A 13,287-nucleotide genomic window follows, 5' to 3' on the forward strand; every position below is an offset into this window, starting at 1 on the left:
GCGCTAGACCGCGATCGGCGCCTTGATGTTCGGGTCGGCTTCATAGCCGACCAGCTCGAAATCCTCGTACTTGAACGAGAATAGATCGTTCATGGCCGGATTCAGCTTCATGAACGGCAATGGTTTCGGCTTGCGCTCCAGTTGCAGCGCCACCTGGTCGAAGTGGTTGTGGTAGATGTGCGCATCACCGAGCGTATGCACGAAATCGCCGAGCCTGAGATCCGTCGCTTGCGCCACCATCATCGTCAGCAGCGCATAGGAAGCGATATTGAATGGCACGCCAAGAAAGATGTCTGCGGAGCGCTGGTAGAGCTGGCAGGAGAGCTTGCCGTCGTTCACGTAGAACTGGAACAGGCAGTGGCAGGGCGGCAGGGCCATCTCGTCCACCAGCGCCGGGTTCCATGCCGATACGATGTGGCGGCGCGAGTGCGGGTTCTTACGGATGCTCTCGACTACAGCGGCGATCTGGTCGAGATGGCGGCCGTCATGGGTCGGCCAGGACCGCCACTGGTAGCCGTAGACCGGCCCGAGTTCGCCGTTTTCGTCCGCCCATTCGTCCCAGATGGTAACGCCGTTCTCGCGAAGATAGGCGATATTCGTCTCGCCCTTCAAAAACCACAGCAGTTCGTGAATGATCGAGCGCAGATGCAGCTTCTTCGTCGTCAGGACCGGAAAGCCCTCGGAAAGATCAAAGCGCATCTGATGGCCGAAGACGGACCGCGTGCCGGTGCCGGTGCGGTCGGAACGATCGGTTCCGTTTTCCATCACATGGGCGAGAAGATCGAGATATTGCTGCATTTGGTCGGCCGCCGGTTGGAATTCATTCCCCAATCTAGGGCGAACGCGGCGACCGACCAATGGCAAAGACTGGCTTTTCCCACCTTTTCGGTGCGTCGGCCTCAGGCGAGCGCGGAGAGCTTGCCCAATTCCTTGGCCGCCAGGTAATAGAAGGTCACCCGCGACTTCGAGCGATCGTCTGCCATCGTGGCGCAGACCTTTTCCACAGCCTTGTCCGCTGCTTCCCCGGTGACGCCGAGTTTCTTGGCGCACCACTTCTCCTTGACCCGCTCCAGTTCCTCGGGATCACTGCAGGAAACCAGAGCGGAGTCGCGGTTTCGCAGCGCAATTCCCAGATGGCTGACGATCTTCTTCACCACGGCCTCATCGGCGGCACTGTCATATTTGCGTACGTCTGCGAGATAGTCGGTCATGCTGTTTCCCCTATCGTTTCGCGTCAAAACCGCTACGGCATATGAACCATCGGCGACAGTCTTTTCGCGCCAAGATGGCAAGTCAAGTGCAAATGAACGCGATCTACGCGTTCCTTGGTCGAACACCCGGAAGAATTGTCACGAGGACCTTTTCATAGGCCGCGGAAACTCCTATATGTCGGGTGCTGCCTTGGCAGCTATGGCAATAAACGGGCGGTGTAATAAACCCATTGGACCCGGGGGCGGTACCCGGCGCCTCCACCAAAAACCGATCGGCTGCAGATCGGCTTTTGCTGGGGGCGAAATAGGATCGACAAGGGCGTAAAGATCGACTTTTTGCTCGGCATGATACCACCGTTATCGGGTCAAAAATGTAGTTGCAAACGACAACTATGCTGAAGCACGTCTCGCTGCTTAATCGCAGTGCGACACTTCAAATCAAGCCCTTGCGGGTAGCACCGTAAGGCGGGGTCCGAAGGCACCTGGCAACAGAAGCCTTCACCTTCTCCCCTCATTCGAAATGGTTTATAGCTGTCCTCTAAGATGACTCGCGACGCTCCGGCGCGGCTTGTTCCGGCAGATAACTGACTGGATGCAGCCGATCGACGTTTGACGCCGTCGACGGTTTTCGGCAAAAGGCGAAAAAGAGACAAGCAAGAAAGACAGGCTGTAATGGCGCAAGACCACATCCGCTACGACATATTGGCTCAGGACGCTCTTCGCAGCGTCATCCGCAAAGTCCTGAGCGAAGTGGCGGCAACCGGCCATCTGCCCGGCGACCATCATTTCTTCATCACCTTCCTGACCGGCGCCCCCGGCGTGCGCATCTCGCAGCACCTGAAGGCCAAGTATCCCGAGCAGATGACCATCGTCGTCCAGCACCAGTTCTGGGAACTCAAGGTGACCGAGAGCCAGTTCGAGATCGGCCTCTCCTTCTCCGACACGCCGGAGAAGCTGGTGATCCCGTTCAACGCCATCCGCGGCTTCTATGATCCCTCCGTCAGCTTCGAACTCGAGTTCGACGTCGCTGCAGGCGAGGAAGAAGAGAGCGAGTCCGCCGAGATCACGGCATACCCGACCGAGAAGGCCGAGGACGCGGTCGACGAGCCCCCCAAAACCGGTGGTGACGACGACGGCAAGAAGCCGGGCGGCTCCGTCGTCTCGCTCGATTCCTTTCGCAAGAAGAACTGATCGATTGGAGGCGGCATGAGCGACGTGGTCAATCTCCGCCAGTTCCGCAAACAGAAGGCCCGCTCGGAAAAAGAGCGCCAGGCCGAGCAGAACAGGATTTCCTTCGGCCGTACGAAAGCCGAAAAGAACCTGACGCGGGCTTTGAACGACAAGGCGGAGAAAACGCTCGATCAGGGACGGATCGAGAAGCCGGAAGGCCGCTCCGATTGACGGCCCGCCTTGCGCGCGGCGCGCGAAAATCGCGTCTTTTCAATACTTTGCGATAGCCCCCTGAATCGATCCTCCAATACGTTGAATCGGAATGTGAGCCCAGCGGTGATCCGCAAGCACTCCGCCACACTGCACGGACACCGCACCAGCTTCTCCCTGGAGGAGCCGTTCTGGGTGGAACTCAAATCCATTGCTGCCAGGCGCAGGATCCCGCTTGCCGTGCTCCTGTCGGAGATCGACGATTCGCGTCCGGCCGACAGCAATCTGTCCTCGGCGCTGCGCGTCTACGTGCTGGAAGCGATAAAGGCCCAGATCACGGAAACTGGCGCGGCCGATGAATGCGTCGGCTAACCCGGGAGATGGAAGTCGTCCAAGCAGCGGCGGGCTTCACTTGCCGCCTTGCTGCAATTGATCAGTTCACGCCGGGCAGCGCATCAAAATTGAGGTTCTGCCCGCCGATCGGGGGCAGATCCTCGCGGATCACGCCTTCGTTGGGGCTGACCCTGAAGCCGGTGCCAGGCTCGACTGACTGTCGCGCCTGCTCCGCCGCCCGGCGCTCCGCCTCAATCCTCGCCTCGCGTTCCTGACGCTCGCGCTCGGCCTGTTCCTTGGCCGCCTGGCGCCGGCGCTCCTCCTCGATCGCCTGGATGCGCATGGCCTCGGCGAGGGCCGCCCGTTCCTGCGCCCTTGAGCGATAGAGTGCCGCCTCGCGCCGAAGCCGCTGCTTCTCCAGCACGGCAGCCTGCAGCATCTCGACCCGGCGCCGCTCGCGCTCGAACTTGCGCAGAGACAGATAGTTGCTGAGCGGCTGCGCATCGATGCGCATCGTCGGTGCGGCGATCGGTCCATCGAAGGCGAGCACGATTTCCGGCTCGCCGCCTGTTACCGCCTCCTCACCCGCCTTCAGCCGCATGGCAATCTGGCCCGACAGCATGCGGCCGGGCAGATCCAATTCCGCTCCGCCGGCGAATTCTGCCGCACCATCCTCGCCCGTGACGGTCTCGGCTCGAAGCTTTCCCGAAGCGATGGTGAAGGGGATCGTCACGCCGTCGAGGCGTGTTTCGCCGCGCAGGGCCTGATTGACCGCAATCGCGTCCACCTTCGTCTCGGTGATTTCGCCCTCGATGGCGTCGGCCGAGGCGAGGATCGCACCGAAGGCGTCGCTCGTAATCCCGCCCAGCGTCAATCCTCCGATTTGCACTTCGCCCGAGCCGCTTGTGGCCTCCAGCATCGAGGCAACGTTCTTGCCGGAGGCATCGAGGGCCAGGGTCATGTCAGCCCTCCCCGCCGCCACCGGGCCGTCGGCTCCCGCCCATACGATCCGTGAGACATCGGCACCGCTCAGCTTAAGGCGAGCTTCCAGCAATCCGTTGCCCTCAGCATTGGCAAGCGTCAACCGGCCGGCCAGCGAACCGCCAAGCCAGTCTCCGGCCAGGTCGTCAAGGCTCAGGCCGCCGCCCGTCCAGTTCAGCGTAGCGTTGAAATGTTCCACCGGCTCGTAAAGTCCCGCCCAGAACTGCTCCGCTGCGAGCCGAATATCGAGATCGGCGTTGTCACGGGTCGGAATGCCCAGCGCCGAGGGATTGAACCCTTGGCCACCGGGATCCTCGATCGGCCCCAATACGCCTTCGGCCAGCCAGGCCAGATCGATTGTATCAAAGGACAGGCTTCCGCTGCCCTTGAGGGTCGGCGCCGCGCGGTCCAGAACGAGCATTCCCGACAGGCCGTTTCGGTCGATCTTGCCGTCGACATCCTCCAGCCGGACCGAGGTGGCGTCGATTATGGCTTTCGCTCTCAGCGCGACGGGCAGTCCTGATCCGGTCTGCGGCAGCACGACACCGTTCATCACGAGAAAGGGCTCGATGTCTCCGGAACTGGCGGTGATATCCAGTTGTCCGTCGAGGAAATGGGAAGCTGTCAGGTCGACGCTGCCATCCGCACTGATGGATGTGCCGCTTGTGGTGAAGGAGAACGTCACGTTGGCTGGACCGGACAACGGCTGCACGATCTTCACCGCCGCAATACCATTCGGTTCCGCATCGAACGGCAGCGGTTCGAGCCCGAGCTGGCCGGCCAGCGCAACGGTGCTGGGGTTTTCCAGAGTCCCTTGTGCCTCGATGTTGCCTCCGGCAAGGAATTCGCTGAAGTCCCGGGCAGACAACCGTGCGTCGACACGCCCTCCGTTCACGCTTCCCGCCAGGAGCATGCCCACCGGACCATCCTTGTCGCCCGGCAGCGCCAGCGTCATCTTCAGATCGGCGTCGTCATAGTAGCCGGCGCCCCCGACCAAGCGGGTGAGCACGGGATGGGGCGGCAGATGCCGCGCGAGCAGGTCAATCACCGGCTGCATTCGCCCGGCGCGCAGCGACAGGTCGAGCCCCGCGGAAGGCGAGGCAACGGTTCCGCCAACCTGCCCCTTGACCGACACGGTCGCCCCAGCGACCGAACCCACATCGAGGCGACTGACGTTCAGCATGCCGCCCTGCAACGACAACACGGCCCTGACGTCGCGTGCCTCCTCGCCGAATGCGGCGAAGTGCTCCGCCTTCAGATCAAGCGCAATGGAATGGTGCAGCAGCGCCGCGGTCGAGGCGTCGCCGGCCACCAGACCGGCAAGGGCCTGAAGCGTTTCGATTTCCACGCGGTTGCCGCCAAGCTCGATCGACAGGGCCGGCGCCTCTCCGGGGCGCGACTGCCGCTCGATCCGGCCCTTGAGGGTCGCAGCGCCGGCCGCGAGCTCAAGGTTTTCGAATCGCTGCAGTTCAGCGGTCAGGTCGACCTTGGCGGCGAAGCCGGCACTCTTCAGCTTGCGGATTTCGGGATCGACGGAGCCTGCGAGCCAGGCGGCAAGGCCGGATGGCTGGTTGGAGGCAACGAGCAGGTCACCGGTGAAACGGCGGCTGCCTTTGAGTGTCAGACGCCCTTTCGCCTCCACGGTCGTGCGACCGGGAAACTGTGCCGTGCTGCGGGCGACGATCCAGCCGTCTCCGTCAGGCTCGACATCGAGCAGCACCTCGCGGACCGTGGTGTCGCCGATCACGATCGCCGGCAGCTTCAGGCTCGCCCGACCGGGCACCTGCGGCACGGGGATATCGGCCAGGATCGCCAGCAGTCCCTGCAGGCGCTGGCGTGCGGTCGCCTCCGGGTTGCGACCGGTCTTGCCGCGCTCGCCGTTGTTGCCGATGCGGTTGACGTCGATCTGCTGGCCGTCGGCGATCAGGAGGAACTCCGGCGCCTTGCCGGTGTCGAGCGTCGCCTCGCCCGTCACGATGTAGGGATCGGCGGGATCCCCCGCCTCGAGATGGTACTGCGGCACTCGCAAGCGTTCGTTGGAAAGCTCGAAATCCCCTGAAACGCGAACCGAATTGTCGGGATCACGACCGTCCGGTTTCTTCTTCTCGGCAAGCGCAAACGTGCCGTTATACTGGGGCCTGAAATCGACGACCTTCAGGTCGCCGTCGAGATCGGCGGTAAACGAGAAACTGTCTGGCACAATCCGCGCCTTCAGCTTCAGCACGCCGTCGTCCAGTTGCCCGGTCGACATCTGGAACGAGCCTGTCGTGCCGTCGACCGCGCCGCGACCGTCGACGCGCCAGGGCCCACCGAGCGAGCGCGCCGACAGCCGTGCGTCCAGCCCGGTGAAGCGGCGCGTGCGGCCAGCCTGTTCATCGACAAACTCGATCTCGCCGCCCGTCACCTCGACATTTTCCAGAACGACGGTTTTGGCCGGAATATCGGCCTTGCGTCCGCGCGCCCAGTCCAGCGTGCCATCGGAAAGCAGCTTCAACCGCACCTTCGGTTCCTCGACGCGCATGTCGAAGATCAGCGCCTCGCCGCTGAGGATCGGCGCCAGTTCCGCATCCATCGAGAAGCGGCGGATGGTGACCGACGGTTCGGTCCCGTCCTCCTCGCCGACGCGCACGTCGTTCAGAGTGACGGAGGGAAACGGAATGAGGCGGGCGTCGACGCTGCCGTGAACGACGACCTTCCGCCCGACGATCCGGCTGGCCTCGCGTTCGAACTCCTGGCGGAAACCGGTCCAGTCGACGAAAAGCGGCGCCAGCAGGGCTGCAAACAGCGCCAGCACCACCAGTCCGCCTATCGCCAACATTACCCGCGAGAGCACGCCGCCAATCCCGAGATCACCCAATTCATACGCATCGCCCAGACCCGGCTTGCGCTCGCATCATGTGCGTTTGCGCCGCCCCCAGCGGACATCTTCGGCCCGACTATACGCAGGATCACCGCCATCTGTCTCATGACAAGGGAAAAATCTTTCCCGGATTGAAGATATTGTCAGGATCGAGCGCCCGCTTGACCTGCCGCATGACGTCGACAGCCTCGCCTAGCTCCTTGGGCAAAAATGCCTGCTTGCCTTGACCGATGCCGTGTTCGCCGGTGCACGTGCCGTCCATCGAAAGTGCCCGCGCATTGAGCCGCGCCACGAAGGCCTCGACCCCATCGATTTCGGCCGGATCCTTGTCGTCGAAGACCACGCTGACATGAAAATTGCCGTCGCCCGCGTGCCCGACGATCGGCGCGAGCAATCCGTGCTGCTCAATGTCGTCTTCGGTCTCCGCCACGCAGTCGGCAAGGCGCGAGATCGGTACACAGACATCCGTTGCCAGTACGGACGCGCCGGTCCGCAGCGCTTTGGCCGCCCAGTAGACGTTATGGCGTGCCTTCCACAACTGTGCCCGTTCCTCCGCATCCGACGTCCACTGGAAGTCGCCGCCGCCGCATTCGGAGGCGACCTCGCCGAACTGGCGCGACTGCATGGCGACGCTTTCTTCGGTGCCGTGGAATTCGACGAATAACGTCGGCTGCTCGCGCAGCGTCAGGCCGGAATAGGCGTTGCTGGCCTTGATCTGCAGCGCATTGACAAGTTCGATCCGCGCCACCGGGATGCCGAGCTGGATCGTCATGATCACGGCGTTGCAGGCGTCCTTCAGTGTCGGAAAGCCGCAGATGCCGCCGGCGATCACGTCCGGAATGCCCTGCAGCCGCAGGGTGACGGAGGTGAGCACGCCGAGCGTGCCTTCCGAGCCGACATAGAGCCGGGTCAGGTCGTAGCCGGCCGAGGACTTCCGTGCCCGGCGCGCCGTGCGGATTTCCTCGCCCCTGGCGGTCACCACCGTCACCGCCAGGACGTTGTCCTTCATCGTGCCGTAGCGCACCGCGTTGGTCCCGGATGCCCGCGTCGAGGCCATCCCGCCGATCGAGGCATTCGCCCCCGGATCGATCGGGAAGAACAGGCCGGTGTCGCGCAGGTGCGCGTTCAGTTCCTCGCGGGTGATGCCCGGCTCAACCGTGCAATCGAGATCCTCGGCGTTCACTTCAAGGACACGATTCATCCTGCTGAAATCGATCGAAATACCGCCATTTGGCGCGTTGACCTGCCCCTCGAGCGAGGAGCCTGTGCCGAAGGGGATGATCGGCATCTTGTGCTCGGCGCACAGGCGCACCGCTGTCTTTACATCATCGGCGCTCTCGGCGAACAACACACCGTCGGGAAGCTGTGCGGGAATGTAGGTGGTCGTGTGGGCGTGCTGCGCACGGATGGCCTCGCCCGTATGGAAGCGCAGACCGAAGACCTGCCGAAACGCCGAGACCGCGGTCGAGATCGCTTCTTCGTTGCGCAGACCCGACCTGATATCCGACAGCGCCATTGCGCCCTCCGCATTTCGTCACGGCGTTATGGGCAAATTTCCACGCGCCTGTCCATAGCAAGTTGCGACCGCGGAGAGAGCCGATCCGTTCGGCCAGAACGATGCTATCTTGTTAAAATAGCAAAATACATCGTGATGGTTGATAATTGCACGCAGGGATGGAAAGGAGTTCAGGCATGACGCGCAACATATGGACAATCCTCGCCCTCATCATTGTCCTGATGATTGTCTTCTTCGGGTACAAAATGCTCACCGGACGCACGACGACCGCCACGAGCACGGCGCCGCCGGCAACCGAACAGTCGGGCTCCGCCCCGGCCACGGGCACCACGGCACCCGCAACGCCCGCGCCCGGCACTACGACGACGGAAACAAAACCGGCGGAGGGTTCACAGACCGGAACGGGCAACTGACGCGAACTGACCCTCCGGCGACGCGGCAGCCGCGACGAGTCCAGTTGCGTCAGGGATATCGACCAGTTTTCGCAGGCAATCCGGCTGCGCAGATCATTCCGCTGCCTGCGATCCCGGCAATGCGCCCCGCTCCTCCACCTCGACTGGCCGCAGCTTCGGCCGGTTGGCCGCGTCCATTTCCATCTGCAGCCGCTTCTCTTCGTCCGCTTGCGGCTTGGTAAACCGGGCGATGGTCAAATAGGCGACCGGGGTCAGGTACAGCGTGACGACGGCCGCCAGTCCGAGCCCGCCGACGAGGACCCAGCCGAGCGCGATGCGCGCTTCCGCGCCCGCTCCGCTCGCCAGCACAAGCGGCAACGCACCGACGATCGTTGCGATCATCGTCATCATCACCGGGCGCAGGCGGATGTTGGAAGCGTTTTCGATGGCGCTGCGCACGTCCTGCCCGCGGTCGCGAAGCTGGTTGGCGAACTCGACGATCAGGATGCCGTTCTTGGCCATGATGCCGACGAGAAGGACGAGCCCGATCTGGCTGTAGATGTTGAGCGACGTGCCTGTCAGGATCATCGCGAACACGGCGCAGGCAAGGCCGAGCGGCACTGTCGTCATGATGATCAATGCGCTGACGAAACTCTCGAACTGGGCCGCCAGCACGAGGAAGATGATCACGAGAGCGAAGCCGAAGGTGATGAACAGCCCGTTCGCGTTTTCGCCGAGCGTCGCCGCCTCGGCCATCGGGATCAGGCGGGATCCTTCGGGAAGCAGCGGCTCGGCCATCTGCTCGACCATCTTCAGCGCATCACCGAGCGCAAGCCCGTCCTTGAGACCGGCCGATAGCGACACGGCGCGCAACTGCCGCTCACGTGACAGTTGCGGAGCCACGGCCTGCTCCTTGAGCGTCGCGATCGAGGACATCGGCACGATCTTGCCATCACCCGTTTTCAGGAAGGTGTTTTCAAGGTCGGTCGGATCGTTGACCGGATTGGTCGTCGAGGACAGGATCACCGGATAGGCTTGCCCGTCCACATAGACGTCGACGATGCTAGAGCCATCGATGATGGCCTTCAGGGCGGAGGAAAGCCCGTTGATATCGATGCCGAGGTCCGAAGCCCGTTCGCGATCGATGGTCACCGAAAGCTGCGCCTGGTTGGCCTCGTAGTTCAAGCGCACGTTCTCGAAGCGGCCGCTGTCCTCGATCTTGCGCACCAGTTCGGCGGCAGCATTGCCGAGCTTGTCGTAATTGTTGCCGACGAGGGCCACCTGCAGCCCGTTTCCGGCACCACGGATGCCGAGGCTGTTCGGCTGGATCGCAAAGGCGCGGACGGACGGAACCTGCGCGGCGGCCGCATTGATGTCGGCGACGATCTGCTGCTGTGTGCGATCGCGCTCGCCCCAGGGCGCCAGCGTCAGCACCATGAAGCCGCTGTTGCTCGAGCCGCCCATTCCGGACACGGAATAGATGTTGACGATTTCGCCGCTGTCATAGAGCGGCTCAAGTTTCTCCTCGATCAGCCGCATCTGTTCCTGGGCGTATTCGAGAGAGACACCCTGCGGTGCGCTGATCCGCATCATTACCAGCGAGCGGTCCTCGCTCGGTGTCAGCTCCGACTTCAGAGTTAAGAAGGATCCAGCGCCGAAAGCGGTAAACAGCAGTGCCACCATGAAGACAATCAGCGGCGCATTCAGGCAGGCCGTCAGCGTCCGGCGATAAAAGGCGGCGCAGAGATTGCCAAAACGACCCAGAATGCCGCCATGCCCATGCTCCGTCGCTTCCTTCGTCAGCATGCGCGAGGCAAGCATCGGGCAAAGCGTCAGCGCCACGAAGCCGGAGAGCAACAGCGCAAACGCCAGCACGAAGCCGAATTCACGAAAGAGCCTGCCGGTCTGTCCCGGCAGGAACGAGAGCGGCACGAAGACGGCGCAGAGCGTGGCCGTCGTCGCGATGACGGCGAAGAAAACCTCCAGCGTTCCCAGCACGGCGGCCGCCCGCGGTCCGAGCCCTTCGGCACGCCGACGCACGATGTTCTCCAGCACGACGATCGCGTCGTCGACGACGAGGCCGGTGGCGAGCACGATCGCCAGAAGAGTCAGAATATTGATCGAGAAGCCGGCGAGATAGATCGCCGCGATCGTGCCGATCAGGGCGATCGGCATACTGATCGTCGGGATCAGCGTCGCCCGCCAATCGCGCAGGAAGAGGTAGATCACGAACGTCACGATCAGAACGGCGGCCAGGAGAGCGATCTCCACCTCGTGCAGCGCGCCGTCGATGAAGACCGCGTCATCGCTGGTGACGCGCAGTTCGGTCCCCTCCGGCAGGATCGTCTTTAGTTGTTCGACCGTCGCCTTGATGCCGGCGGAAATGTCGAGCGTATTTGATTGGGCCTGGCGAATGACGCCGAGGCCGATGCCCTGGCGCCCGTTCGAGCGCAGCGCCGTGGTGCCATCGTCCGGCCCGAGCGTGATCGTCGCGAGGTCGCCGAGCCTGACGCGGTTCTGCAGCATCAGGTTCTCGAAGTCGGCCGTCGTCGCAAGGTCCGCCGTCGCGCGAACCGTGATGTCCTGGTTCATGCTGGTGAGCGAACCGGCGGGCACGTCGAACGAAGCGGTCTTCAGCGCCGTGCTCAGATCGCCGATCGTCAATCCGCGGCTTGCGAGCTTCGCCTGATCGATGTCGACGCGGAACACCTTCTCCTGCTCGCCTGAAACGTCGATGTCGGCCACACCCTCCACGGCCGCCAGCCGGTCGGTGATCTCGTTCTCCGCCAGTAGCGTCAGGTCCTCCATCGAGAGGCGATCGGAGGTGAGCGCAAGCCGCATGATCGGCTGGCTGTCCGCGTCGGCCTTGACGACGCGCGGCTCCTCGGCGCTGTCGGGAAGCTGGTTGGCCACGCGACCGAGCGCATCGCGCACGTCGTTTGCCGCCTGGCTCACGTCGGTCGTATCGCTGAACTGCAGGGTCACGCGGCTGCGTCCAAACGACGAGGTGGAGGAAATGTCCTTGATCCCCTGCACCCGCGACACCGCCCCCTCGACGACGTCGGTCAGTTCGCGGTCCACCGTCTCGGGCGAAGCGCCTTCGAACACCGTCGTGACGGTGATCACGGGCTGATCGACCGAGGGCAGTTCACGGATCTCGACGCCGTTGAAGGCGGCAAGCCCCGCAACGACGATCAATGTATTGATGACGAGCGCAAAGATGGCGCGGCGCACGAACAGCGCGGTAAAGCCCGCCTGACCGCCGCGCATGTCGGTAACGGCCTGCCGCTCCGCCATCACGTGCCCTCCGCGACCGGGGGCTGCTGCGCCTCCTTGCCGACGTTGAGGATCTTGACCTCGCTGCCGCTACGCAGCCGCTGCAAGCCCTCGATCGCCACAGCGTCGTCCTCAGCCAGTTCGGCGTCAACCAGAACCTTGTCCGGGTTGCGCTGGATGATCTTGACCGGGATCTTCTCCGCCTTGTCATCGACGATGCGCCAGACATAGGAGCCGTCGGCACTCCACTGCAGCGCCAGCGGATCGATGCTCGGATAGCGATCACCCTCGAAATGCATCGTCACGGAAAAGGACATGCCGGCGCGCAGGATGTCTTCCGGATTGTCGATGCGGGCGCGCACCCGCAACGTCCGGCTTGCCTGGTCGATCCGATTGTCGACAGCCTCGACGGAACCGGTGAAGATCTCGCCCGGCCGCGCAATCGCCGTCGCCGACACCGGGCCGCCCACCCGGATCTTCGTCACGAAACGCTCGGGCACCCAGAAGTCGACAAGAATCTCGGAGCGGTCATCGATGCGCGCGATTTCGCTCGAGGTGGTGACATAGTCGCCCGGATTGACCGAAATGATGCCGACAATACCGGCATAGGGCGCGTTGATGTCGCGGCGGCGCAAGTCGAGCTCGGCCCTTTGCAATGCAAGTTCCGCTGCCTTCAACTCATCGCGTGCGTCCTGGATCGCAACATCCGTGACGGCTGCGGCCGCCTTGAGGTTTTCGTAGCGCTTCAGCTTGTCCGTCGCCCGGTCGAGGGTCAGGCGGGCCTGGTCTGCGGCGATCTTTTGCTCGTCGTTGTCCAGTTGGGCGATCAACGCGCCCTGCGTGACGCGGTCGCCGGACTTCACGACGACCTGCGTCAGGTTGCCGCTCGAATAGGGGGTGACGACCACGGTCCGGATCGCTTCGCCGTCGCCGATGGCGCTGAGCCGGTCGTTGACGAGTGTTAGTTGCACGGGTTTCGTCACCACCAGGGTCGGTCCACCGAAACCGCCGCGCTGGCCATTGCCCTGCCCGCCTTTGCCCCCCTTGTCGCCATTGACGGCGCTGCTCGGCGCCACAAGCGCGACCAGACTTTCCGGCAGGCCGGCCGCCTTCAGCGTGTCGCCTGCTCCGGGCGCGAGCCGCCCCCAGATGAGCAGGCCCGCTCCGACCACGGCAAGGCTGACAAGAACTTGTTTCCAAAGGCGCATTGAATTCTCCGGGCAAGGGTCGACGCTCCGCGTCGGCGCGGTTGCCGTATAGGGCAAGTATCGTGTCTTGCCCATGAACCGGCAATGAAAGAATGCGATCATTACGGAATTGTAAGATTTGCGCGAAGGT

Annotated in this window: 10 protein-coding genes and 1 other RNA gene; 5 read left to right on the forward strand and 6 right to left on the reverse strand. The window is 63.3% G+C overall.

The annotated features are described in order from the left end of the window. Positions 1 to 3: 3 nt before the first annotated feature. Together J2Y48_RS09270 and J2Y48_RS09275 are read right to left on the reverse strand one after the other, a co-directional pair. On the reverse strand, positions 4 to 798 hold the full coding sequence (locus J2Y48_RS09270) for a thymidylate synthase (protein WP_310416164.1): 795 nt from the start codon (positions 796 to 798) through the stop codon (positions 4 to 6). Positions 799 to 899: 101 nt separating this feature from the next. Beyond that, entirely contained in the window at positions 900 to 1,211 is a 312-nt protein-coding gene (locus J2Y48_RS09275) for a DUF2853 family protein (protein WP_310416167.1), read from the reverse strand. A gap of 145 nt (positions 1,212 to 1,356) precedes the next feature. On the opposite strand from J2Y48_RS09275, the gene ssrA reads away from it, so the two are divergent. The 4 genes from ssrA to J2Y48_RS09295 all read left to right on the forward strand — a co-directional run bounded on the left by ssrA (position 1,357) and on the right by J2Y48_RS09295 (position 2,963). After that, positions 1,357 to 1,714, forward strand: a transfer-messenger RNA (tmRNA) gene (gene ssrA / locus J2Y48_RS09280). 169 nt (positions 1,715 to 1,883) lie between these two features. Further along, entirely contained in the window at positions 1,884 to 2,402 is a 519-nt protein-coding gene (locus J2Y48_RS09285) for an SspB family protein (RefSeq protein ID WP_310416169.1), read from the forward strand. A gap of 15 nt (positions 2,403 to 2,417) precedes the next feature. Beyond that, complete coding sequence (locus J2Y48_RS09290; RefSeq protein ID WP_310416172.1) at positions 2,418 to 2,612, forward strand: DUF4169 family protein; 195 nt, start codon at positions 2,418 to 2,420, stop codon at positions 2,610 to 2,612. A gap of 105 nt (positions 2,613 to 2,717) precedes the next feature. After that, a complete protein-coding gene (locus tag J2Y48_RS09295; RefSeq protein ID WP_310416175.1) occupies positions 2,718 to 2,963 on the forward strand; it encodes a ribbon-helix-helix domain-containing protein in 246 nt (81 codons plus the stop codon). Between the two features lie 61 nt (positions 2,964 to 3,024). Here the strand turns inward: J2Y48_RS09295 and J2Y48_RS09300 are convergent, their stop codons facing one another. Together J2Y48_RS09300 and J2Y48_RS09305 are read right to left on the reverse strand one after the other, a co-directional pair. After that, complete coding sequence (locus J2Y48_RS09300) at positions 3,025 to 6,723, reverse strand: AsmA family protein (RefSeq protein WP_405030193.1); 3,699 nt, start codon at positions 6,721 to 6,723, stop codon at positions 3,025 to 3,027. A 145-nt stretch (positions 6,724 to 6,868) separates the two neighbouring features. Next, positions 6,869 to 8,281, reverse strand: a complete 1,413-nt coding sequence (locus tag J2Y48_RS09305; RefSeq protein WP_310416180.1) for an FAD-linked oxidase C-terminal domain-containing protein — start codon at positions 8,279 to 8,281, stop codon at positions 6,869 to 6,871. Positions 8,282 to 8,457: 176 nt separating this feature from the next. Between J2Y48_RS09305 and J2Y48_RS09310 the strand changes: the two genes are divergently transcribed. Then, positions 8,458 to 8,694 (forward strand): hypothetical protein, encoded by a 237-nt coding sequence (locus J2Y48_RS09310; RefSeq protein WP_310416185.1) that lies wholly within the window; start codon positions 8,458 to 8,460, stop codon positions 8,692 to 8,694. A gap of 93 nt (positions 8,695 to 8,787) precedes the next feature. Here the strand turns inward: J2Y48_RS09310 and J2Y48_RS09315 are convergent, their stop codons facing one another. Continuing rightward, a complete protein-coding gene (locus J2Y48_RS09315) occupies positions 8,788 to 11,970 on the reverse strand; it encodes an efflux RND transporter permease subunit (RefSeq protein WP_310416188.1) in 3,183 nt (1,060 codons plus the stop codon). Next, positions 11,970 to 13,157 carry an efflux RND transporter periplasmic adaptor subunit gene (locus J2Y48_RS09320; protein WP_310416191.1) on the reverse strand — a complete coding sequence of 396 codons (1,188 nt, stop codon included), beginning with the start codon at positions 13,155 to 13,157 and terminating at the stop codon, positions 11,970 to 11,972. Before J2Y48_RS09320 ends, J2Y48_RS09315 begins: the two co-directional genes overlap by 1 nt. Positions 13,158 to 13,287: the final 130 nt, after the last annotated feature.

Source organism: Mycoplana sp. BE70 (assembly GCF_031455855.1).
GTDB lineage: Bacteria > Pseudomonadota > Alphaproteobacteria > Rhizobiales > Rhizobiaceae > Mycoplana.

Coding starts and splice junctions, on each gene's coding strand:
- J2Y48_RS09270 (WP_310416164.1), bottom strand. CDS start 798: ATGCAGCAATATCTCGATCTTCTCGCCCATGTGATGGAAAACGGAACC.
- J2Y48_RS09275 (WP_310416167.1), bottom strand. CDS start 1,211: ATGACCGACTATCTCGCAGACGTACGCAAATATGACAGTGCCGCCGAT.
- J2Y48_RS09285 (WP_310416169.1), top strand. CDS start 1,884: ATGGCGCAAGACCACATCCGCTACGACATATTGGCTCAGGACGCTCTT.
- J2Y48_RS09290 (WP_310416172.1), top strand. CDS start 2,418: ATGAGCGACGTGGTCAATCTCCGCCAGTTCCGCAAACAGAAGGCCCGC.
- J2Y48_RS09300 (WP_405030193.1), bottom strand. CDS start 6,723: ATGTTGGCGATAGGCGGACTGGTGGTGCTGGCGCTGTTTGCAGCCCTG.
- J2Y48_RS09305 (WP_310416180.1), bottom strand. CDS start 8,281: ATGGCGCTGTCGGATATCAGGTCGGGTCTGCGCAACGAAGAAGCGATC.
- J2Y48_RS09310 (WP_310416185.1), top strand. CDS start 8,458: ATGACGCGCAACATATGGACAATCCTCGCCCTCATCATTGTCCTGATG.
- J2Y48_RS09315 (WP_310416188.1), bottom strand. CDS start 11,970: ATGGCGGAGCGGCAGGCCGTTACCGACATGCGCGGCGGTCAGGCGGGC.
- J2Y48_RS09320 (WP_310416191.1), bottom strand. CDS start 13,157: ATGCGCCTTTGGAAACAAGTTCTTGTCAGCCTTGCCGTGGTCGGAGCG.